At 50.6% G+C, this 22,894-nt stretch carries 23 protein-coding genes; 14 read left to right on the forward strand and 9 right to left on the reverse strand.

The window, feature by feature from the left end:
• Positions 1–44 precede the first annotated feature (44 nt).
• Positions 45–854, reverse strand: a complete 810-nt coding sequence (locus G9C99_RS11215; protein ID WP_231704055.1) for an EAL domain-containing protein — start codon at positions 852–854, stop codon at positions 45–47.
• Between the two features lie 177 nt (positions 855–1,031).
• Here G9C99_RS11215 and G9C99_RS11220 point away from each other — a divergent pair, with 177 nt between their 5' ends.
• On the forward strand, positions 1,032–1,613 hold the full coding sequence (locus G9C99_RS11220) for a DNA-3-methyladenine glycosylase I (RefSeq protein WP_166417567.1): 582 nt from the start codon (positions 1,032–1,034) through the stop codon (positions 1,611–1,613).
• A 9-nt stretch (positions 1,614–1,622) separates the two neighbouring features.
• On the opposite strand, the gene G9C99_RS11225 is transcribed toward G9C99_RS11220, so the two are convergent.
• Complete coding sequence (locus G9C99_RS11225) at positions 1,623–2,186, reverse strand: TlpA family protein disulfide reductase (protein ID WP_166417568.1); 564 nt, start codon at positions 2,184–2,186, stop codon at positions 1,623–1,625.
• 21 nt (positions 2,187–2,207) lie between these two features.
• Here G9C99_RS11225 and argH point away from each other — a divergent pair, with 21 nt between their 5' ends.
• From argH to G9C99_RS11250, 5 genes are all read left to right on the forward strand, one after another.
• Positions 2,208–3,599, forward strand: coding sequence for an argininosuccinate lyase (gene argH, locus G9C99_RS11230; RefSeq protein WP_166417569.1), 1,392 nt, complete (start codon positions 2,208–2,210; stop codon positions 3,597–3,599).
• 203 nt (positions 3,600–3,802) lie between these two features.
• Entirely contained in the window at positions 3,803–4,129 is a 327-nt protein-coding gene (locus tag G9C99_RS11235; RefSeq protein ID WP_166417570.1) for a DUF2834 domain-containing protein, read from the forward strand.
• Positions 4,129–5,394 carry a diaminopimelate decarboxylase gene (gene lysA / locus G9C99_RS11240; protein ID WP_166417571.1) on the forward strand — a complete coding sequence of 422 codons (1,266 nt, stop codon included), beginning with the start codon at positions 4,129–4,131 and terminating at the stop codon, positions 5,392–5,394. Before G9C99_RS11235 ends, lysA begins: the two co-directional genes overlap by 1 nt.
• 81 nt (positions 5,395–5,475) lie before the next feature.
• Positions 5,476–8,010, forward strand: coding sequence for a TIGR02302 family protein (locus G9C99_RS11245; RefSeq protein WP_166417658.1), 2,535 nt, complete (start codon positions 5,476–5,478; stop codon positions 8,008–8,010).
• A gap of 195 nt (positions 8,011–8,205) precedes the next feature.
• Entirely contained in the window at positions 8,206–8,928 is a 723-nt protein-coding gene (locus tag G9C99_RS11250; RefSeq protein WP_205859846.1) for a hypothetical protein, read from the forward strand.
• Here G9C99_RS11250 and G9C99_RS11255 read toward each other — a convergent pair.
• The 4 genes from G9C99_RS11255 to hrpB all read right to left on the reverse strand — a co-directional run bounded on the left by G9C99_RS11255 (position 8,874) and on the right by hrpB (position 14,472).
• A complete protein-coding gene (locus G9C99_RS11255) occupies positions 8,874–9,644 on the reverse strand; it encodes a helix-turn-helix domain-containing protein (protein ID WP_166417573.1) in 771 nt (256 codons plus the stop codon). The genes G9C99_RS11250 and G9C99_RS11255 overlap by 55 nt on opposite strands.
• 274 nt (positions 9,645–9,918) lie before the next feature.
• Positions 9,919–11,397, reverse strand: coding sequence for an inorganic phosphate transporter (locus G9C99_RS11260; protein WP_166417574.1), 1,479 nt, complete (start codon positions 11,395–11,397; stop codon positions 9,919–9,921).
• 87 nt (positions 11,398–11,484) lie between these two features.
• Positions 11,485–11,946, reverse strand: coding sequence for an NUDIX hydrolase (locus G9C99_RS11265; protein ID WP_331459995.1), 462 nt, complete (start codon positions 11,944–11,946; stop codon positions 11,485–11,487).
• A 96-nt stretch (positions 11,947–12,042) separates the two neighbouring features.
• Positions 12,043–14,472, reverse strand: coding sequence for an ATP-dependent helicase HrpB (gene hrpB / locus G9C99_RS11270; protein ID WP_166417575.1), 2,430 nt, complete (start codon positions 14,470–14,472; stop codon positions 12,043–12,045).
• Positions 14,473–14,716: 244 nt separating this feature from the next.
• Here hrpB and meaB point away from each other — a divergent pair, with 244 nt between their 5' ends.
• The 5 genes from meaB to G9C99_RS11295 all read left to right on the forward strand — a co-directional run bounded on the left by meaB (position 14,717) and on the right by G9C99_RS11295 (position 17,523).
• Positions 14,717–15,700 (forward strand): methylmalonyl Co-A mutase-associated GTPase MeaB, encoded by a 984-nt coding sequence (gene meaB, locus G9C99_RS11275; protein ID WP_166417576.1) that lies wholly within the window; start codon positions 14,717–14,719, stop codon positions 15,698–15,700.
• A 138-nt stretch (positions 15,701–15,838) separates the two neighbouring features.
• Positions 15,839–16,126, forward strand: coding sequence for a 50S ribosomal protein L28 (gene rpmB / locus G9C99_RS11280; protein ID WP_166417577.1), 288 nt, complete (start codon positions 15,839–15,841; stop codon positions 16,124–16,126).
• A 53-nt stretch (positions 16,127–16,179) separates the two neighbouring features.
• A complete protein-coding gene (locus G9C99_RS11285) occupies positions 16,180–16,575 on the forward strand; it encodes a hypothetical protein (RefSeq protein WP_205859847.1) in 396 nt (131 codons plus the stop codon).
• A gap of 34 nt (positions 16,576–16,609) precedes the next feature.
• Entirely contained in the window at positions 16,610–17,089 is a 480-nt protein-coding gene (locus G9C99_RS11290; protein WP_166417579.1) for a copper chaperone PCu(A)C, read from the forward strand.
• A 110-nt stretch (positions 17,090–17,199) separates the two neighbouring features.
• Positions 17,200–17,523, forward strand: a complete 324-nt coding sequence (locus tag G9C99_RS11295; protein ID WP_166417580.1) for a hypothetical protein — start codon at positions 17,200–17,202, stop codon at positions 17,521–17,523.
• A 28-nt stretch (positions 17,524–17,551) separates the two neighbouring features.
• Here G9C99_RS11295 and G9C99_RS11300 read toward each other — a convergent pair whose 3' ends face one another.
• On the reverse strand, positions 17,552–17,863 hold the full coding sequence (locus G9C99_RS11300) for a hypothetical protein (RefSeq protein ID WP_166417581.1): 312 nt from the start codon (positions 17,861–17,863) through the stop codon (positions 17,552–17,554).
• Between the two features lie 302 nt (positions 17,864–18,165).
• Here G9C99_RS11300 and lepA point away from each other — a divergent pair, with 302 nt between their 5' ends.
• Complete coding sequence (gene lepA / locus G9C99_RS11305) at positions 18,166–19,965, forward strand: translation elongation factor 4 (RefSeq protein WP_166417660.1); 1,800 nt, start codon at positions 18,166–18,168, stop codon at positions 19,963–19,965.
• Between the two features lie 117 nt (positions 19,966–20,082).
• Positions 20,083–20,268: a CTP synthetase gene (locus G9C99_RS11310; RefSeq protein ID WP_166417582.1), complete on the forward strand. Its 186-nt coding sequence runs from the start codon at positions 20,083–20,085 to the stop codon at positions 20,266–20,268.
• On the opposite strand, the gene G9C99_RS11315 is transcribed toward G9C99_RS11310, so the two are convergent.
• Positions 20,265–21,029, reverse strand: a complete 765-nt coding sequence (locus tag G9C99_RS11315; RefSeq protein WP_166417583.1) for an alpha/beta fold hydrolase — start codon at positions 21,027–21,029, stop codon at positions 20,265–20,267. The genes G9C99_RS11310 and G9C99_RS11315 overlap by 4 nt on opposite strands.
• A gap of 86 nt (positions 21,030–21,115) precedes the next feature.
• On the opposite strand from G9C99_RS11315, the gene G9C99_RS11320 reads away from it, so the two are divergent.
• Positions 21,116–21,487 carry a hypothetical protein gene (locus G9C99_RS11320; protein ID WP_166417584.1) on the forward strand — a complete coding sequence of 124 codons (372 nt, stop codon included), beginning with the start codon at positions 21,116–21,118 and terminating at the stop codon, positions 21,485–21,487.
• Between the two features lie 60 nt (positions 21,488–21,547).
• Here G9C99_RS11320 and glyA read toward each other — a convergent pair whose 3' ends face one another.
• Complete coding sequence (glyA, locus tag G9C99_RS11325) at positions 21,548–22,831, reverse strand: serine hydroxymethyltransferase (RefSeq protein WP_166417585.1); 1,284 nt, start codon at positions 22,829–22,831, stop codon at positions 21,548–21,550.
• Positions 22,832–22,894: the final 63 nt, after the last annotated feature.

A 22,894-nucleotide genomic window follows, 5' to 3' on the forward strand; every position in this document is an offset into this window, starting at 1 on the left:
AGTTGTACGACATTTTCGCAACGGATAGGGTGTCTCATGCGCAATTATCCTGCTTGACCGGCATATTCTGCGGCTAAATTTTGGGCATCAGAGGGTTTCATCATCGTTGGGGCGCTGAAATAGTAACCTTGCAGGCAATCTACCCCAATAGATGCTAAAAAGGCCGCGTCTTCAGCAGTTTCAACGTTTTCCGCTACGGTAAACATGTCAAAATGTTGGGCAATGGAAACAAGTGCACGAGTCAAAACCTGGTTGTCTGGATTTTTTGCAATGTCGCGAATGAAAACACCATCAATTTTAAGGGCATCAAAATAAAAATCTTTTAGATACCGGAATGCCGTGTAACCAGATCCAAAATCATCGAGCGCAAATGCGATTCCCCGTTCTTGCAGGTTATTCATAAATCCGGTGACCAGTTCAGGCATCTGCATTGCAGAGCCTTCGGTAATCTCCAGTATGAGTCGTTCCGCCACGCCAGGTTTTCCGGATGTGCCGAAATTTAGTGTTTCCATCCAACGTGGGTAACCGATTGAACGTGCTGACATATTGATGGAGAGGCGCAGATTGGGGTCTTCGGATAAAATTTGAAGACCTTGCTCGAGGGCGAGGCAGTCAATAATGCGCCCGAGTTCATTATTTTCCACCGCGCCGATAAACTCTCTGGCGGGAATGATCCGCCCCGTTTCGTCTAGCACGCGAATTAATCCTTCGTAGAAGGCAACACGTGTTTGATCACCAGCCAATACGATGGGTTGAAAGGCAAGTTTTACACTTTTTCGAGCTAACGCTTCTTTCACCATCTTCATAGTGTCGCGATCACGCGATTCTATTGCAGAGCCAAGCGGGCTTTGCATAACATCTGTAATTTCTGCACCTTCATTTATTCGCTCTGATTGCATAACCAACTCTCCGACCCAGATAGCTGCCATTTTGTTGCCCAATATCTTAATTCAAAATGAACGTTCATATTTTGTTCAAATTTGATATAAAAATAAAACGAATAGGTAAGATATTGAGAGTAATGGATAAAAATGACTGAACGCTGCGGATGGGTCGGAAAAGAAGAAATTTATCTAAAATACCACGATGATGAATGGGGTGTCCCGGAATATGACAGTCGCGCGCTTTGGGAAAAACTTATTCTGGATGGGTTTCAAGCCGGGCTAAGTTGGCTCACTATATTGAAAAAGCGGGATAATTTTAGAACTGCATTTGAGGATTTTGATCCAAATATTATCGCTGACTGGGGGGAGAATGACGTTTTGCGGCTGTTAGATAATCCCGGCATCGTGCGTCATCGAGGAAAAATTGAAGCCACGATCGGTAATGCGCAAGCATGGCAAAGAATCGAAGCTGCACAGGGATTCGATAGGTTTTTATGGGATTATGTAGGCGGGAAACCGTTGCAAAACCAATTTAAGACCCCTGAAGAAATCCCGACGCAAACACCTTTATCGTTACAGATTTCAAAGGATTTAAAAAAAGCGGGTTTCAGGTTCTGTGGGCCGACGATTGTCTATGCGTTTATGGAAGCTGTCGGTATGGTCAATGATCATTTGGTGGGATGTCATTGCCATGGGCCGATTTCATGTGTACCGGCCCATAAATGGTAAGATGTAGGCCTACAATTCGTTTTCCATGAGCGCACTTAGAATTGCTATTGCACTTTCGCTATCCCACTCGGCGTCACCAATCAGGCGACCAATTTCCTGACCTTCAGGGTTCAGTATGACCGTGATGGGTAGGCTTAGGGCCCCGAATTCGGCCGCTAAGGCACGCGATGGGTCAAGCAATATAGGCAGGTTTTCAATTTCCTGCTGTTCGAAAAACCGGGTAATCGCAGGCATCCGGTTGTGACCAGTTGCGATTGTCACAACCTCAAATGCGTCGCCGCCAAGTTCAGTTTGCAAGCGATCCAACGAAGGCATTTCAACACGACAAGGCGTGCACCAAGTCGCCCAGAAATTTAGCACAACGGTCTTGCCCGCATATTCAGCTAAGGTGTGTTCCGTCGCATCGGCATCGACAAAAGGCGTGTCGACAAATGGCCGTGGCTCGGCGTGAAAATTTAATTTCAACATCAACCCTTCACGTAAAGCGAGAATTTCTTCGGTCGAAGTTGCGCTCGCTGACGTTGCAGTGAACGCCAGTGCAGTATAAAGGACAAGAGATCGAAAAAGACGCATAGTCCCTCCAGAGGTTTTGACATGACCAACACCAAATCAAACGCGATGTGGGGTGGCCGCTTTGCTGCCGGACCCGATGCCATTATGGAAGCCATTAACGCCTCAATCAGGTTTGATCAGCGGATGGCCGCCCAAGACATTGAAGGTTCCCGCGCGCATGCAGCAATGTTGGCCGCTACAGGCATCATTACAGATAGCGATTCTGAGGTGATCCGGGAAGGGCTTCTCACGGTATTGTCAGAGATTGAGGCTGGGAATTTTGCATTTTCTACAGCGTTGGAAGATATCCATATGAATGTGGAAAGTCGCCTTAAAGAAATCGTCGGGGAACCCGCTGGGCGTTTGCACACGGCGCGGTCACGTAATGACCAAGTTGCGACAGATTTTAAGCTTTGGGTGCGCGGTCAAATGGACGCGGTGATCACGGGTATTGAGGCCTTGATAAAGGCGTTGATGGCGCAAGCTGAAGCCGGCGCCGATTGGGTTATGCCGGGCTTTACCCATTTGCAAACAGCGCAGCCTGTGACGTGGGGGCATCACATGATGGCCTATGTCGAAATGTTGGGGCGCGATTTGTCCCGTTTCAAAGACGCGCGTGCACGGATGAACGAAAGCCCGCTTGGCGCCGCGGCATTGGCCGGAACATCGTTTCCGATTGATCGCCACATGACGGCAGAAGCACTTGGTTTTGATCGCCCGGCAGCAAATTCATTGGACGCTGTGGCGGACCGTGACTTTGCACTTGAATTTCTATCTTCCGCCAGCATTTGTGCCATGCATCTTAGCCGCTTCGCTGAAGAATTGGTGATTTGGTCCTCGGCTCAATTTCGGTTTGTCGTGTTGTCTGATCGGTTTTCTACCGGATCATCCATCATGCCACAGAAGAAAAACCCAGATGCAGCTGAATTGATCCGTGCCAAAATTGGTCGAATTATGGGCGCTATGGTGGGTTTGTTCACGGTGATGAAGGGGCTTCCTCTAACCTATTCCAAGGACATGCAAGAAGACAAAGAACAGGTGTTTGATGCGGCTGATAGCCTGATGTTGGCGTTGGCAGCGATGACAGGCATGGTGTCTGACATGACGGCAAACCGCGAAAGCCTTGAGGTTGCTGCAGCCAGTGGATTTTCAACGGCGACGGATTTGGCTGATTGGCTGGTGCGCGCATTGAATATGCCGTTCCGCGATGCGCACCACGTGACTGGGTCTCTGGTCGCACTGGCGGAAAGCAAAGGTTGCGATTTACCTGAATTGACGTTGGCTGACATGCAATCTGTTCACAGTGAAATCACTGCGGCTGTGTTTGATGTGTTGGGCGTGCATAATTCAGTTAACTCACGTCAAAGCTACGGTGGTACCGCACCTGATCAAGTGCGTGCCCAAGTCGCACGTTGGAAAGAGATACTGGCATGATCCGGGTTTTGCTGATCTGTAGTATCTTGGCCGTGGCAGGATGTGGTGTTGATGGAGCGCCGACGCGCCCAACAGATATTGCAGCTCAATGATGTATTTTTGGGACGCCCCCTTAGGGCGTTCCCACCCGCCCACCCCACGCCCTAAGGGGGCGGGTGGTATTTACGGGACCGGTATGAAACTTTGGATCTAGGAGGTGTGAGATGATGTTACGTGTTATTTATCTGGCGCTTGCCATGTTGGGTGCATGGTTTCCTCTAGGAGTCTTCTATGGGGTTCTTTCTACTGGAGTGAACCAAGAAAACCTTATAGCGGCGTGGTACCTATCCAATATGGGCGCGCAGAACCTCGCGTCAGGGGGAATTTTAGTGATGCCAATTGCTGCGTTGGCACTCTTGGTTTGGCTCATTTCCGAAACCTATGTCCGCAAAAACTGGGTGGCGCTTTGGGCGGTGCCTGCTACGGTATTGCTTGGCGTCAGCTGTGGGTTGCCGCTTTTTCTTTTTCTTCGAACAAGGCCTATACACTGATGGACCATTTTCTGTATCGCGATGGAACGCTTTATGCTGAGGATGTTCGGATTTCCGACATTGCCGCACAGGTAGGAACACCGTTTTATTGCTATTCGTCAGCGACGCTCACACGTCATTTTCGCCTGTTCGATGAGGCGTTGGACGGCACGGACCATTTGGTGTGCTACGCGATGAAGGCCAATTCAAACCAAGCCATCTTACGTCTCCTCGCTGAGCAAGGCGCAGGAATGGATGTGGTTTCTGGTGGTGAATATGCACGGGCTAAGGCCGCAGGCGTGCCTGGCGATCGGATCGTATTTTCTGGTGTTGGGAAAACCGCGGATGAAATGCGCATGGCGCTTGAGGGTGGTATTCGCCAATTCAACGTCGAAAGTGAACCTGAGATGGTCGTGCTGAACGAGGTGGCATTGTCACTTGGCGTGACAGCGCCGATTACAGTGCGTGTGAACCCGGATGTTGACGCAAAGACCCACGCGAAGATCGCCACCGGAAAATCGGAAAACAAATTTGGCATTCCCATTTCCCGCGCCCGTGAAGTTTACGCGATGGCAGCCAGTTTGGCGGGGCTTGATGTGGTTGGGATCGATGTCCATATCGGCAGCCAATTGACTGACCTTGAACCCTATCGCATGGCCTATGAAAAAGTCGCTGAGCTGACCAAGACTCTGCGCGAGGATGGGCACAATATCCGCAGGCTGGACTTGGGCGGCGGATTGGGTATCCCATATGAACGTTCCAACGAGGCGCCACCGTTGCCGATTGAGTACGGTCAAATGGTCAAAGAAACACTAGGTGATTTGGGCTGCGAGCTTGAGATCGAACCGGGACGTTTGATCGCAGGGAACGCCGGAATTTTGGTCAGCAAAGTTATCTATGTCAAAGAAGGCGAAGATCGCAAATTTCTGATCATCGACAGCGCGATGAATGATTTGATCCGTCCCGCGATGTACGAAGCCCATCATGATATTGTGCCTGTGACTGAGGATGTTCCGGGCGAAGAGGGTGAAAAATACGATATTGTTGGCCCAGTCTGCGAATCCGGAGATACTTTTGCCAAAGGGCGCACACTTAAATCTTTGGCACCAGACGATTTGGTCGCATTTAGATCGGCCGGGGCCTATGGGGCGGTCATGGCGTCCGAATACAATACGCGCCCTATGATCCCCGAAGTTTTGGTGCAAGGTGATCAATTTGCGGTTATTCGGCAACGTCCGACCTATGAAGAGATGATCGAACGCGATATCATCCCTGCATGGCTCTGATCAAAGATCACAAATGATCGGGGGGTGGATTTGAAAAAGCACCCCTCCGATCCCGCGCTATTAGTGCGCGACACGGCGCTTATGAAATTGCGTCTGCCTATTGCTATTACTCATATCGGGCTAATTGCCGAACGGATAACTCGTGCGTTTTGGCCGGTGTGGTCGATTGTGTTTGTTGGGCTTGCTGCCCTGATGTTCGGTGTGCAGGGGGCAATATCAGAGCAACTGTTCTGGTTCTTTTGCATTGTCTTTCTTGTCGCTTGTTCAACCGCTTTGCTTGTTGGGTCGCGTTTCTTCAATTGGCCTAGTCGCAAAGATGCTGAGGCGCGGCTTGATGCCAGTTTGGCGAGCCAGCCTATTTCGGCCCTCAATGATGTTGCGGCAACTGGTACAAATGATGCTGCATCTCAGGCGGTCTGGAATGCACATGTTGCCCGCATGGCAAGAAAAGCCGCAGAGGCCAAAGCGGTTGAGCCGGATCTTCGTATTTCGAAACTCGATCCATATTCTTTACGATTTGTAGCGGCGACTGCCTTTGCTATGGCATTGATGTTCGGGTCGGTTTCACGTCTGTCAGATGTCACGCATTCTGTGGCGGGAACTCACTCGCCCGTTGTGGCTGGCGGAAGTTGGGAAGCTTGGGTGGAGCCGCCAAGTTATACCGGACTGCCAAGCCTCTATTTGAACGATCTACCTGCTGGGGAAATTCGTGCTGCCGAAGGAAGTCTGCTGTCAATTCGTCTGTATGGCGAGGTGGGCGCACTCACGGTTGAACAACATGTAAGCCCTGATCATCCTGTCGAAAATTCAGAGGGTGAACAGAACTACACGATAACGTCTGATGGGTATTTCGACATCGGTGGCACCCGTTATGATTTGGTGGTGTTGGATGATAATGGGCCAAGCGTTACGATTATTGATGTGCCAGAAGTTGCCGCATCAGGTGAAATGAGGCAGGGCTTTTCTGCTTCAGACGATTATGGGATAGTAGCTGGGCAAGCGGTGTTTGAGCTGGATTTGTCTGCGGTTGATCGGCGTTATGGTTTGGCGGTAGATCCTGATGTACGAGAACCTTTGGTTCTTGATCTTCCTCTTCCAATCTCCGGTGATCGGGCGGAGTTCGAGGAGGAATTGGTTGATAATCTATCGGATCATGCTTGGGCGGGACTGCCCGTTGTCATGCGCTTGCGCGTCGAAGATGCCTTGGGGCAAGTCAGCACAGACGCAGAGCAGGTGTTGCTTATGCCTGGTCGCCGGTTCTTTGATCCTTTGGCGCGCGCTGTGATCGAAATACGCCGCGATATTTTGTGGTCGCGTCGCAATGGTTCAACTGCAGCGCAGCAGTTGCGGGCCGTTACACATCGCCCTGATGGGTTTATGCGCGACAGTTCGGCCTATCTTTTGTTGCGTGTTGCGATGCGACGGTTGGAAAGCGGTGTACAGATTGGGCTGCCAGCAGATGCGCAATCGGAAATCGCGGATGCGTTGTGGCAGATTGCATTGTTGCTTGAGGATGGTGATCTTTCGGATGCTCTCGAACGTTTACGCCGTGCACAAGAGCGTTTGACGCAGGCTATTCGCGAAGGCGCAAGCGATGCTGAGGTTGCGGATTTGATGCAAGAGCTGCGCGAAGCTACTCAGGATTATCTGCGTCAATTGGCACAAGAGCAAGGCCAAGGGGGCGACCAGCAACAACAGGCACAGGGCGAACAACAGCAGCTTACGCAGCAAGACTTGCAAGACATGATGGACCGTATTCAGGAGCTGATGGAACAGGGACGCATGGCAGAAGCCCAAGAACTGTTACAGCAATTTCAGGAAATGATGGAAAATCTCGAAGTCACACAGAATGGTGAGGGCGGCGAGGGGCAGCAATCTCCAGGAGAACAAGCCATGGAAGATTTGTCAGATACACTAAGGGAACAACAAGGCTTATCTGACGAGGCTTTTCGCGACCTTCAAGAGCAATTTAATCCGGGCGCCCAAGCAGGTGAAAACGACGGCAACGTTGGTCGCAACGGCGGTCAAGGCGAAGGGCAGAGCCATGAAGGTGAGGGTGGTTCTGGCGAAGGCGGCGGAGAAGAGCAGGGGCAAGGTCAGGGAAGCGAGCAGGGTCAAAGTGAACAAAGCCTTGCACAACGTCAGCAAGCTTTGCGCGATGCACTCGAAAGCCAAGAACGTAATCTACCGGGGGCAGGCTCCCCTGAAGGGGACGCAGCCCGTGATGCATTGGGACGCGCAGGCGAAGCAATGGATCGCGCAGAGGGTGCTTTGCGTGAGGGGAACCTTTCAGATGCGTTGAATAATCAGGCCGACGCCATGGAAAACCTACGCGAAGGCATGCGTCAACTCGGCGAAGCGGTTGCCAATGAGCGCAACTTACAACAAGGGCAGCAAGGTCAAACCGCAGGTGAAAGCGAAAATCAATCTCGCGATCCATTGGGGCGCACGCCTGGCGCTGGTGGACCAATGGGGACGGATGAAGGTCTTCTACAAGGTGAGGACGTCTATCGGCGTGCACGCGAACTGCTGGAAGAGCTACGTAATCGATCTTCTGACGAAGAACGCCCGACTGAAGAACTGGAATATTTAAAACGCCTTTTGGATCGCTTTTAAGGTCCAAGCCAGTTCTCGGAAAGCGGGTTCAGCTTCCATAAATACACATTTTTTGGCACGTGATGTTTTGGTTTTGGGTAAATCGAGACGCAATATTTCTACGCGTTATGGTTTATCAATTTGCAGCTACGTAAACCGTTAGGTTTGCCACAAAGGATTGGTTACTCTAATCGTTAATCCTAAGTTGAAATTAAGGTGGCCAAAACATTGAATATATTGCACGCATTGCAGTTTTCTCAGCAATGTCTCAACGGAATAGGGCAACTAGGTTATGAAGTAGAAATTAGTACAGATTTTGAACTTGCTCAAAAAGAGATGAATAAATTGGGAAAGCACGAGTTTTCCCCCATGCTTATGGCTCAGGCGAATGATTTTACCTCGGCCAACTGTTTTTGGATGTTTTTGAAACGTGATGGCCGGATTATTGGTGGGGCCTGCGCGAAGTATGACGATTTAGAACGCGAAACCGTTGCAAGCTATTGGGAACGTACCCTCAAGCGGCATTACCCTGTTCCGGGCGCGCAGACCGTATTTGTGCGGGCGGAATCCGCGGCATGTCAGCTGCGCGGACGGATGGTGTATATGGGGGATCTCTTTATTCAAAAGGAAGAGAGAGGGTCCCCGCATCTTATCCGGTATTACACCCATTTGTTGTTTGTGACAGTTCGCATGAAATGGCCGGATGTTGATTGGATCTACGTGTTTTTGCGATCACAAGAGGTGTTTCGAGGACGGGTTGCCTTATACGGGTTTACCGATTGTGTTCCTGGAGTTTTGGCATGGGAGGATAGCATCAACTATCGTTCTGTTTCTGATCAATTGGCATCTATATCAGCTGAACGCCTGGCACATATTGTAACGCATTACGCAACCGAGCCGGGCGAACTAATGCGGTTTATTGTCGATGGCAAAGGTTGAGAAAAGTTGAGGATAAGGTCATTTCCCAGCTGATCTTTGACTGGCTTCAATAAACGGAGATAGTTAACGTCGTAGTTGATATCGAATTCTGGCAAGTGCACGGTCATCGTGCATTCGCTGATCGAGAGGCGTTCTTGAAAAACTTGGCGATACTCTACAACAAGCTTCTGCCGCGTTTCTTCAGGTAACTCATCAATAAAATCATTGAGACGTTCAATGCTATCCGTTTTTAATATTTTTGGGGTCAGCCCCTTGGAGCCGATACTGACAGGATCAATGCGCATTGCATCTTTTTCGGGAACTTGGTGCAGATCGATATAGGACCAAAATTGATCGGTCTCTCCGATAACCCCCCCGGTTGAAGCCAACCAAGTCAGAATATCTTCGATTGTCGGTTGTCCCGTGCGTAGTCTTCGATTGGCAAGAAGAACAATCTGATCGGCAACTTCGGCGGCTTTGCGTTCTGCGAAGTTGTTTAGCTTAGGCGATAGTGACACAGTCATTTCTTTGTCAACGCCGGCAAGCTGATTAGGCGTAATGTTTAAGACGTCGCAAATTTTGACGACAGTTGCAAATCTCGGAGAGGCAGTGCCCTTCAGTATTGGATGTAGAAAGCCGTGAGACACGCCAACACGTTTGCAGATTTCTGCATTCGACAGGCCTGAAGCTTTTATAAAACGGGCGAGGCGTATGTGAAATGCACCGGGATCTTCCATCTTTGCGAGCCTCTAATTTACTTGATTTTATCAAATATAGTTGCAGAAAATAAATTGCAAGGAAAGGTTGCGGACGGAGTTCCTCAATCACCTTTAGTTGAGGTGAGCTGAAATAAAGCGCGCAGCGAGGGGACGCACTGCGCGCTTATATGGGGGGTATTTCGCAGCTGGGAGGGACAAGGTGCTGCGTAAATTTCCCGCCGTCCTAATAGAAATGGGGTCCCTGAGAAAAATTTCCAGAGACCCCATGCAGATTTTTTTACTGTGAGTAGTATTAAAGAAGTGCGTTCAGCAAAAAGAACAGCACGCCAGAAATAGTTGCTGCAGCTGGTACGGTAATAACCCAAGCAGCGATGATGGTCATGAAGTGCGAACGGCGTACCAATTTACGGCGGCGACGCTCGGATTTCGCTATCACAGGAGCATCCGCAGCAGCGATATTGAGGCGCGCACGACGTTTGTTATTGTGCCATTCCCGGAAAAACCCGACCCCAAAAATACCGCCAACTGCAATGTGCGTAGAGCTGACAGGCAGGCCCAACCAACTCGCGACAATTACAGTGATTGCAGCTGAAAGGGCGACGCAATATGCGCGCATGGGGTTTAGTTTTGTGATTTGGCTACCAACCATGTTGATCAGTTTTGGGCCAAATAAGAACAAACCAAAGGAAATCCCCAGCGCTCCGATAACCATTACCCAAAATGGGATGGCCACTTTTGCTGCAAAATCTCCAAACTCTGAGGCGTGCACAATCGCGGCCAGTGGGCCAACAGCGTTGGCGACGTCGTTTGCGCCATGGGCGAACGACAGCAGCGCCGCAGAAATGATGAGAGGAAGTCCGAATAGGGTCTTTAGGGATTTGTTCCGGTTTTCTAGTCCCTCGGACTGTTTGCGGATGTAGGGCTTGCTCACGAAATAAGAAAGAACAGCAAAGCCAAAGCCAATCAATAAGGCCGATACAATGTCGATCCGTATGATGCGTTTAAGGCCCTTTAGTGCAAGATATGCGGCAAAAGCACCGGCCATAATTGCGATCAGCACGGGGACCCAGCGACGTGCAGCCGCGATTTTATCCTCTTGATACATGATTTTTGTTTTGATCAAGGCCAGGAATGCGGCCGCGATCACACCACCCAACACTGGGGAGATAACCCAACTTGCGGCGATTTTGCTCATGGTGGCCCAATTCACGGCCGACAGTCCCGCTGCCGCAATGCCCGCGCCCATAACGCCACCTACAACCGAGTGAGTGGTCGATACCGGAGCACCAAGAACAGTTGCTAGATTAACCCAAAGAGCCGACGACATGAGTGCTGCCATCATCGCCCATATGAAAATACTCGGATCTGCGATGGTTTCTGGATCAATGATGCCTTTGGAAATTGTGCTAACAACGTCCCCACCTGCAAGTAATGCGCCAGCTGTTTCGAATATTGCAGCGATCAAAATCGCGCCACCCATGGTTAGGGCGTTGGCACCAACAGCAGGGCCCATGTTATTGGCAACGTCATTGGCGCCAATGTTAAGGGCCATATAAGCGCCAATAGCAGCGGCTGCGACGACGACAAATGAAGTGGGCGTTTGCCCGAAGAATACTGCAGCAGCAATTCCGGCAAGGATAATAAATGCCAATGCAATTCCCGGCCCGATAAGAGGGCGAGACACATAAGCAGCGGCAGTTTCAATCTGTGAGATACGGTTTAGGTCTTTGTCCAGAGTATTCCACTGGCGGGTGTTTTTACCATCTGACATGACAGGCCTCTTTCCTAGGGTCATGCATGCCCCTAGCGCTCGCGCCTGTTTGGCGCAAGAACCTGTCATTAAAACTTCATAAAACTGTTACAATTGCCGCAGGATTTCTTTCAATTTGGGTTCGCTCACCAGTTTTGCGGCGTTTTTTGGTGAGAGCCATTTACGTTTTCGTTGGCCTTTCTCAGGAAAGGCCTTTGCAATCTCGTGGACTTCTAAGGGAAACACTTCGGCTTCGCAGGCTGCGACAACGCCACTATCAAGCATTTTTTTATAGCTATAGTGTCCTATTGATGTGGTCGGCACAGTTGATGTAATCACGCCCGCTTCTTCCCAGGCTTCTTGAACTGCAGCTTCCGCGGCAGTTTTACCGTCCATGAGCCAACCTTTTGGAAGAATCCAGCGCTGACTCCCACGACTTGTGACCAATAAAACCTTTTTATTTCCACCTGTTCCGCGGGTGCAGAGGGCCGCGACTTGCAACAACTTGGGTCGTTGCAAAAGGGGCTGAACAACTTCTGCCCAAGCGGTTTGTAAAGCTTGTTGCATCATTTTAGTTTCTATCTGCTCGCGTCTTTTCTTTGCGTATATAGTAGATATGACCGGAATGACAAGGTTTGTGTGTTTTTGTTGGAAAATTGTGTGGATTTATGTGGGTTTTCGTTTGACCCTCAAGGTCGGGTCAGCTTGGGTTGGGTCATCTGGCCAAGGGTGACGTGGATAGCGCCCGCGCATGTCTTTGCGAACGTCTTCATAGGAGGATGACCAAAAGCCAGGCAGGTCCATAGTGACTTGCACGGGGCGACGCGCAGGGCTGAGTAGAGTAATACGAAGCGGCACGCGATCTTGTCCGACTGTAGGGTGTTGAGTGACGCCAAAAAGTTCTTGCAGCCGCAGTTCAATACTTGGGGCTTCCCCGTCGTAATCAATTGGGGTTTTGTTTCCGAGCGGTGTGGTGAAATGTGGCGGTGTCAATTGGTCGAGGCGCTGTGTTTGTCCCCAGTCAAGCATTGCTCTCAAGGGTTCAAGGATATCGAAATTGCGAATATCATCGGCGGTTTTCACATTTATGAAGTGTGGTAATAGCCAATCCTCTAATGAAGCGAGCAAAGAGGCGTCTGACATGTCGGGCAAATCAGCACCGCCCGCCCGGGTGAGCTCTACGCGTTTAATCAGCCGAATGGCGGCTTTGGACTTTGGAAGCCCTAGCAATCTCACACCGTCTAGCGCTGCGCGCGCAATTGCCTCGGGGGTGGCGTCGCGCCAGAGGCGGTCGTTTAAGATTAGATGACCAAACCTTTCGTGTTGCCGGGCAACGACGCGGCGGTCGCGTTTGCTCCATTCACAGATGTTGGTCCAGCCTATTTGATCTCCGTATAGAGTGCGCAGTTCGCTTTCCGATATTTCGATGGCTGAACGAATACGAGCTTCGCGCTGATTTCCATCTAAATCTGTCGCGACCAGTAGGCGTGTGCCCGCCAAAGGGTCGCCGTCGTCCGTAATTGCGCCTTTGCCACCAGAAAGTACCCAGCGTGGGTTGTCGCCTTTTCTGCGCAATCCAATACGATCTGGATAGGCGAGGGCTGTCATTTCGGCAGGCCCGTACGTTGCATTGTTAGGCCGGGTCAGATTTCGTAGGCGTTTTGCCTCATCTTTAATGCGTTTCAATGCGGCGGGGTTTGCGCGTTGGTCCCGGCTGCCGTTTAGGGCTTTTAGCCGAAGGGAAATATCGACATCTCGGGTTTCAAGAGGGTCCCGATCCGCAAGAAGCGCCGCTAAATCGGCGGCTGCTGGCCCTGCTATAGTCAGCATGTGGCCCAGCCGCGGGTGGAGGGGTAGACCGGCCAATACACGCCCGTGGTCTGTAATGCGTTCAGCTTTTAACGCACCAAAGGTTTCGAGTAATTGCTGGGCTTCGCGAAAACTACCAGTAGGGGGCGGGGTCAGGAATTTGAGATCCGCCGCAGTATTTGCGCCCCACTGGGCGAGCTCTAACACCAGTCCAGTTAGATCCGCCGCTTCTATCTCAGCCGGAGGGAAGGGGGAAAGCGCACCTTCTTCGCCTTTGGTCCAGAGTCTGAAGCAATGACCATCGGCAACGCGTCCGGCGCGTCCTCGTCTTTGTTCGGCTTCGGCTTTGGTGACTTTTTCTGTAATCAGGCGTGACATTCCTGAGTTTGGATCAAATCGCGCGCGCCGGGCTTTTCCTCCATCGACGACAACGCGAATATCTTGGATTGTTAGGGACGTTTCCGCGATCGAGGTTGCTAAGACAACTTTTCGACCATGTTTGGCAGGTTGGATAGCTGCGCGTTGTGCTGCAAACTTCATCGCACCATAGAGAGGGTGGATTATGCAATCGTTTGGTAGTTTCCCTTTCAGTGCATTTTCGACGCGTCTGATTTCGCCTTCGCCGGGTAGAAAAACGAGGATCCCTCCCTTGGTTTCCTGCGCTGCGGATGCTGTTAAATCTGCGACGGCCACTTCATAGCGTTGGGTTTTGGGGAGCGGATGATCAAGCCATTTTGTTTCGACGGGAAAGCTGCGCCCCTGTGACGTAATGATTGGTGCGTTGTCCATGAGCGCGGCAACAGGCGCGGCATCTAGTGTTGCTGACATCACAATAAGAATAAGATCATCGCGCAGCGCTTCGCGGACTTCCAAACATAGGGCTAATCCCAGATCCGCATTGAGCGAGCGTTCGTGGAATTCGTCAAAAATAACCGCGCCGACACCGGATAACTCCGGGTCTGATTGAAGGCGGCGGGTGAGTATTCCCTCTGTGACCACCTCGATTTTGCAATTTGGTCCAACCTTTGCCTCACCACGAATGCGATACCCTACGGTTTGACCGACATCTTCGCCTAGGGTCTGTGCCATGCGTTCAGCGGCAGCGCGTGCAGCTAGTCGTCGTGGCTCAAGCATGATGATGGTTCCGTGCGATAGCGCAGCATCCAATAACGCAAGCGGGACACGGGTTGTTTTGCCAGCACCGGGAGGCGCTTGCAGAACGGCTTTCCTATGGCTGGAAAGGGCCGTGATCAGATCGGTGAGAACGTCGTCAATAGGTAGTTTCATTCGGTCATTATCTTCCAATACGAGGTGCAGTTCCATAGGGACGTGAGTGAATGACCCATGATAAGTTGTCGATTGCGCCTCTTTGGTGAATGGTAAGACCTGCGACAAATGCAGCAAAGCGGATGGGCATGCCGAAATCCTCGCTTTTAATGTGCTAAATCTGACGTCATAACAGCAATAATAATGCGTGCCTGTTGTTTGGGGTATGTGTTCACGGAAACTGAATAACGGCATGAGGCCCGCAATGGATATCACAGAACTTGCGACCGGAGTGATGGCTGGCGAGCGCCGCGCATTGGCACGCGCCATTACATTGGTTGAAAGCAAGCGCGAAGATCATAGGCAGCAAACCGCAGCTTTGTTGGAGGCTGTTAAAGCCTCTGATCGGCAGGCGTTGCGCATCGGTTTGTCTGGCACACCCGGTGTGGGAAAATCCACATTTGTCGAAAGCTTTGGGATGCATCTAACGGGGCTTGGGTTGCGCGTTGCCGTATTGGCTGTTGATCCGAGTTCTAGCCGGTCAGGTGGGTCTATTTTGGGGGATAAAACCAGAATGGAACGTTTGTCGCGCGATCCAAATGCATTTATTCGCCCGTCACCAAGCCAGACGCAGCTCGGGGGCGTCGCGCGGCGAACCCGCGAAGCGGTCGCATTATGTGAAGCTGCAGGGTTTGATGTCGTGTTGATTGAAACCGTAGGTGTTGGGCAGTCTGAAACGGTGGTGGCAGAAATGTCTGATCTGTTTATTTTGCTGATGGCCCCGGCGGGAGGCGATGAGCTTCAGGGGGTTAAACGCGGCATCATGGAAATCGCTGATTTGATTTTGGTAAACAAAGCCGATGGTGATTTGAAGTTTGCAGCGATGCGGACTTGCGCCGACTATTCAGGCGCGTTGCGTTTGATGCGTAAGCGGCCGCAGGACCCGGACGATTTTCCAAAAGCGATGACTATGTCCGCACTGGAAGAACAGGGGTTAGCCGATGCTTGGGGTGAAATGTCAACTTTGGCGCAGTGGCGCAAAGATAACGGACATTGGGCATCACGGCGCGCGGATCAGGCGCGCCATTGGTTCGAAGAAGAAGTGCGTTTCGGCGCTTTGGCGCGCTTATATGAAGATCCTGAGTTGGCAGGGTTAATGACGGGATTGGGGCATGAGGTTGCGAGCGGAAACTTAAGTCCAAGTTCAGCAGCAACACAGATCATCGCGCGTTTAAAATCTGCTTTGTGAAAGGCAGATGAATCGCTTGACCTTCCCTATGAATGACCGTAAAACCAGCCTCGGAATTCAGGGTAAGGCCTCGGCCATGCCCTATTATTGTATTGAGCGCCGGCAAGCGGGGCTCCAACCGAAACAAGGACAACGCCCATGTCGCGTCGCTGTGAACTGACCGGTAAAGGTCCAATGTCTGGCAACAATGTCAGCCATGCTAAAAATAGAACTCGTCGTCGCTTTCTGCCGAACTTGAACGATGTAACTCTGCAATCAGAAGCTTTGGGTCGTGGTGTAAAACTACGCATTTCTGCTGCTGCTCTGCGTACTGTTGATCATCGCGGTGGTCTGGACGCATTCTTTGCAAAATCAAAAGACGCTGAGCTTTCTGATAATGCACTGAAAATCAAAAAAGAAATCGTAAAAGCACAAGCCGTAGCTTAATCTTTTCGATATTTTAGAATTGCGGCTCTACCTTTCGGTGGGGCCGCTTCTTTTTGTCCAATGACAATTGTTTTTTGGATGGATATACCGTTCTTGTGAAAACTGTTTATCGTTCTCTGACCGCGATTTTGTTATCGTTATTGATTATAGTGACCTCTGGTTCGCTTGCAATTGCGCGTGGTCAACCTGATGCGGCAGGGCAGATCGTTCTCTGCACGGGATATGGCCCACAAACGGTGTCGGTAGATCAGAATGGGCAACCCATTGCGCCGGCCCATATGTGCCCGGACTGCGCGCTTTCCTATTTCGATGCGACTCACGGGTTTTCGAATCTGGTGCCGGGATTTGTTTATCTAAGCGGTCAATTTATAGGGCAATGTTATCGGGTCTTCCCGCGTGAACATTTAGTTTTCTCACCGCAGGCACGCGGCCCCCCAGCCAAAGTTTGATCTAACCCCTCAAACTTTTAACTGGAGAAAATCAATGTATTCAAAAATCCTCGGAACAACTTTCGCCTGCTTGATCGCGCTTCCTGCCGTTGCCCAAGATATCATGGTAACGGATTCCTATGCGCGCTCAGCAAATGGTCAGACGGGCGCTGCATTCATGTCTATCATGAACCACACGGATGTCGATGATCAGCTGGTCGATGTGCGTTCAGATGCTGCGCGTCGGGTTGAACTGCACACACACACTGAGATCAGTGAAGGCGTGTTCCAAATGGGCCGGGACGAAGATGGCTTCGAAGTTCCGGCGCACGGTATGCATCAACTTGCACGGGGTGGAGATCACGTGATGTTTATGGGATTAAACGCGCCATTTGTGGATGGAGAAGCAGTCGCTGTTACGCTTGTTTTTGAAAATGCGGGTGAAATCGAAATCGACATACCAATCGATCTTGAACGCCAACCCGACCATAGTCAAATGAGCGACCATTCTGGTCACGGTACCATGGATAACTAATATAGATGGCGACCTTCGGGTCGCCATTTTTGCTTTGATGTATTAACTGCACCTATCCGAACATTGTTAACCTTTGCCAGCTAGATTTAAGCCAGCAAAGAGAGGATGAAATGTTGAAATTTGTGAGTGCTGCATGTGTAGTGTTGTGTTTCGCGCTTCCGGCAGTCGGAGAGGAAAACCAAACCACCCGGCTGTTTCACATTGGCGAAGAAAACTTCGTCGCAGAATTGCATGAAAATGATGAATTTATCTTGGTCATGCGGATTGAAGAACAGGCTGACAGTGGTGCTATCGACGAAGCCTTAGCTGTTGACATCGGGCGCGCGTTTCTACGCCACAACCGCATGCGCCGTTGTGCAATAGCCTTCACCGAAGCTGTCGACGAAGGCACATTTCAAAGGGTCTACTATCACTGTCCGTTATCTCATTCATAACGAATTGCGACGCGGAACAATTGCTAACTTAAGAACACATTGCTTCTGCGGTTTGACCAAAGCTACGATAGCGGAGCCAAAACCGTTCGTGGGCGGATCTGTCTGATTGACGGACCTCTTGGGCGCGGTGGGGGTCTTGGAAGAATGTCGCCGCGAGGCGTTGATCTGTGCCGGACAAGGTAATGTCAGCGGCATCTTGAATACAGCCGCACATTGCGCGCGTCGCTGCAGAACGGTCGGAACGATTGCAGGCCCGTTCAATCGTGCCTGCTTGTGAAAATGATGCCACAACAGGCATCGCAATAGCCGCAAAAATAGCTGCTGTAATAAAACGTTTCATGGTCTGCCTCTATATTCCTAAGCACGCCCGAATTTTTCGTGTACGTTGCCCAGATTGCCTTACTGATAGCAATATTGCCGGAACTGACTCGAAACTTCAATTCCTGAGATTATACATGGCAGAGTTTTGCCTGAGCGGAATGGAAATACACAAGGCGAAGAGGTGCTATTTTGGCGCGAGTTTTTGAATTTTCTGGCTAAAAAACACCAAGATTGACCAATAACGCATATGACGGTCAGGAACTGAGCCAAAGCGCATCTGTTTGGCTTGACCAAAGCCTAAAACCACATCATATCCCAGCTATGACTGATCTCGATAAAATCCGCAATTTCTCCATCGTGGCGCACATTGACCACGGGAAATCCACTCTCGCTGACCGCCTCATCCAAGAGACGGGCACAGTGAAAGATCGTGACATGCAGGCCCAGCTTTTGGACACCATGGATATCGAGCGTGAACGTGGGATCACGATTAAGGCCAACACGGTGCGTATCGACTATGCCGCGGATGATGGGCAAGACTACGTTCTGAACCTCATCGACACGCCGGGGCATGTTGATTTCGCCTATGAGGTTTCGCGCTCTATGCGGGCTGTTGAAGGCTCTCTTCTTGTGGTGGATTCATCCCAAGGGGTTGAGGCGCAAACCCTAGCCAATGTGTATCATGCCATGGAAGCGGATCATGAGATCGTTCCGATCCTGAATAAAATCGATTTGCCAGCCTCTGATTGTGATCGAGTAGCTGAACAGATCGAAGACGTGATTGGCATTGACGCGTCGGGTGCGATTCAGGTGTCTGCCAAAACCGGGCAGGGTATCCGCGAAACGCTTGAGGCAATTGTTAAAGAACTCCCAGCTCCGGTTGGTGATGAGAACGCGCCGTTGAAGGCGATGTTGGTTGATTCATGGTATGATGCCTATTTGGGTGTGATCGTGTTGATCCGGGTCATCAATGGCCGCCTGAAAAAGGGCGAACGCATTCGGATGATGTCAACGGATGCTGTGTATCCTGTTGACCGCGTTGGGGTGTTCCGCCCGCAAATGGAAATGATCGATTCCATTGGCCCGGGTGAAATTGGATTTTTGACAGCATCAATCAAGCAGGTTCGTGATACGCGCGTTGGTGATACAATCACCCACGAGAAAAAAGGCTGCACCGAGCCATTGGATGGTTTTAAACCTGCTCAGCCCGTTGTGTTCTGTGGCTTGTTCCCGGTTGATTCCGCTGAATTTGAAGATTTGCGCGACGCGATCGAAAAACTCTCGCTTAACGACGCGTCTTTCAGTTCTGAGATGGAAACATCGGCAGCGCTTGGCTTTGGTTTTCGGTGTGGTTTCCTCGGGCTTTTGCATCTCGAGGTTATTCGTGACCGGCTTGAGCGTGAATATGATATTGAGCTGATCACAACTGCGCCGTCGGTGATCTATCACATCCATATGAAAGACGGGACAATGCAGGAATTGCACAATCCTGCTGACATGCCTGACCTAACTATGGTTGATCATCTAGAAGAGCCACGTATCAAGGCAACTATTCTCGTTCCTGATGAATATCTCGGTGACGTGCTAAAGCTTTGCCAAGAGCGGCGCGGTATTCAAGAAGATCTGACATATGCCGGTACCCGCGCAATGGTGGTTTATGACCTACCGTTGAATGAGGTGGTATTTGATTTTTATGATCGCCTCAAATCAGTGACCAAAGGTTATGCGAGCTTTGACTATACGTTGACCGGTTATCGTGAAGACTTCCTCGTGAAGATGTCGATCCTTGTGAATGATGAGCCGGTTGATGCGCTTTCGACAATGGTTCACCGTGATCGGGCAGAAATGCGTGGCCGGGCCATGGTTGAAAAACTAAAAGATTTGATTCCACGCCATATGTTTAAAATCCCGATCCAAGCGGCGATTGGCGGTAAGGTGATTGCACGTGAAACCTTGTCAGCGATGCGCAAAGATGTGACTGCCAAATGTTATGGTGGTGACGCTTCGCGTAAGAAGAAACTGCTAGAAAAGCAGAAGAAGGGTAAAAAGAAGATGCGCCAATTTGGTCGGGTGGATATCCCGCAAGAGGCGTTTATCTCTGCCCTGAAAATGGACGACTGATAAAGAAGGGCGGGGATTTCCCCGCCTTTTTGCTGTTTGGTTGATCCATCTCAAGGTTGCGCCCCTGTATAATCTATATTCCTGTATTCAAGTTTTATTGCTTGGAAGGGAAACCCGATGCTACGCCTTGCTTCTATTTTATTTTCAATGGTTGCGACCACTTTGTCCGGGATCGGGGTCGTTGTTGCCCTTACACTTGGGCACGACACATTGAGCCCCATTTTGGTTGGGGCGGCGATTGGATTCGTGATCGCCTTTCCAGTTACATATTTCGTCGCAAAAGCAGTCTCCGAACTGCGTTAGGCGTCTAAAAATACACGCATTGCTGCTTCGAATTCACGCGGTTTGTCTGCGTGAAGCCAATGCCCCGCTCCGGGTATTTTGGCGAAACGTGCCGCGGGAAAGTGCGTTTTTATTTCTGGACGGTATTCGATTTTTACGTAATCTGAATCGGCGCCTGACAAAAACAATGTTGATCCTTGAAATTGTCCTGCAACCTTTGGAAAACCGATAATTTTGTCCATTTCCGCCTCAAGCACGTTTAAATTTAAGCGCCACCGAGCGGGATCGGATTTAAGGTCTAGCGATTGAAGTAAAAACGCGCGCACCCCGGGTTCATCCACAACCTGAGAGAAACGTTTATCGGCCTCTCCACGAGTGTTGAGGTCAGTTAAATCCAGTGACATCATAGCCTGTGCAAGTGGAGCTTGCGTGTGGGCATATCCTACGGGTGCAATATCAGCGACAACAAGCTTGCGCAGTAGATCTGGCCTTGTAAGGGCTAGAACCATCGCGGCTTTGCCGCCCATCGAATGTCCCATAATATCCATGGGTTGGCCGTAGCTTTCAATAACCTCGGTCAGATCATTTGCCATGTCATGGTAACTATGAGAATCATGCCAAGGGCTGTGCCCGTGATTACGCATATCGACGGATACAACCTGCCGCGAGTCCGACATCCGTTTCGCGATGACACCCCAGTTGCGCCCGGATCCATAGAGCCCGTGCACAATAAGAAGTGGGGTATTTTCTGTTTTTTCGCCGTTTAGAATTGTGTTCAACATAAGGGTGCTTACCTGTTTTACGTCCGGTATTCCAGAAGTTGTGACGTGCTTCACTAACCGTTATTGTGCACACAGGGGAGGATCGAATGGCTGTCGATACTGTAGAAGTTCTGAGTGCTGAGATTTTTGAGCTGATGGGGGAGAAACTGTCAGTGCGTGGCGGAAATCTGGCTGAGCGTGTGCGCAAAGCAGGCCGTATGCTGCCGCGTCATGTCCGGAGAGAAGTCGGGTACTTGATCGAAGCGATTGAGTTATCGGAGCATCCGAAGTTTGCCAGCCGTGTTGATGAGCGTCGGGTTAAATCTGCCCATCGCGTGTGCTTGCATCATCTTAAATCTGTCAATGTTGCGGATCGTCGTATTGGAACTGTCTTAACAATATTGGGTGGTACCGCCTTGGCGATTATTCTCGTTGGGGCCGGTTTGATCGCAGTTTTGACAATACGCGGGTATATTTAACCCTACTCATAAAAACGGGGGCACATAGGCCCCCGTTTCGTTGATTTTGAACAACCTGAATTATAGGTTTGAATACATTGGGAATTTAGCGCAAAGCTCAGCAACTTTGGCGCGAACGCCTGCTTCTACTTCGCCGTTTCCTTCTTCGCCATTTGCAGCAAGCCCATCAACCACTTCGATGATCAGATCCGCGATTTGACGGAACTCAGCTTCGCCAAAGCCACGGGTTGTACCCGCAGGTGTGCCTAGGCGGATGCCTGAGGTCACAGTTGGCTTTTCTGGGTCAAACGGAATGCCGTTTTTATTGGTTGTGATATGTGCACGACCCAAAGCTTTGTCAGTGATGTTGCCGGTTACGCCTTTGGGACGTAAATCTACGAGCATCACGTGCGTGTCAGTCCCGCCAGTAACGATATCAAGACCGCCCTTCATCAGCTGATCAGCCAATGCAACTGCGTTTGCGCGTACTTGTTTTTGATACTCTTTGAATTCTGGGCGCAACGCTTCGCCAAAGGCAACCGCTTTGGCTGCGATAACGTGCATCAAAGGACCACCCTGAATACCAGGGAAAATAGCAGAGTTCACTTTTTTCGCGATGTCTGCATCGTTGGTCAGGATCATACCGCCACGTGGACCGCGAAGGGTCTTGTGCGTCGTAGTTGTTGCAACGTCCGCATAAGGGAACGGGGAAGGGTGTTCACCTGCAGCAACCAGTCCAGCAAAGTGGGCCATGTCAACGTGCAGATACGCCCCAACCATGTCAGCGATTTCGCGGAAACGTGCAAAATCAATGACGCGTGGAATGGCAGAGCCACCCGCGATGATCAGCTTTGGCTGGTGCTCTTTTGCAAGCGCTTCGAGCTGATCATAGTCGATCAAATTGTCTTGCTTGCGCACGCCATACGACACGGCGTTGAACCATTTACCAGATTGGTTTGGTTTTGCACCGTGGGTTAAGTGACCACCAGACGCGAGGTCCATACCAAGGATGGTATCGCCGGGTTTGATCAGCGCTTGGAAAACACCTTGGTTGGCTTGTGAACCAGAGTTTGGTTGCACGTTGGCAAATTCACAGCCAAACAATTGTTTCGCACGGTCGATCGCCAAGTTTTCAGCGACGTCAACGTATTGACAGCCACCGTAATAGCGACGTCCTGGATAACCTTCGGCGTATTTGTTGGTGAGCACAGAACCTTGTGCTTCCATTACGGCAGCAGAAACGATGTTCTCTGATGCAATCAGTTCGATCTCGTCGCGCTGACGGCCCAGTTCATTCGTGATAGAGCCGTAAAGCTCTGGGTCGCGGGAGGCTAGGGATTCGGTGAAAAATGCGTCTCTCGACATTATGGCATCTCCTGAGGGGTCGCGTTCGTTAGTGACTTCTAACGAAATTGCCGCTACCCCTGA

This window comes from Cochlodiniinecator piscidefendens (assembly GCF_011326755.1).
GTDB lineage: Bacteria > Pseudomonadota > Alphaproteobacteria > Rhodobacterales > Rhodobacteraceae > Cochlodiniinecator > Cochlodiniinecator piscidefendens.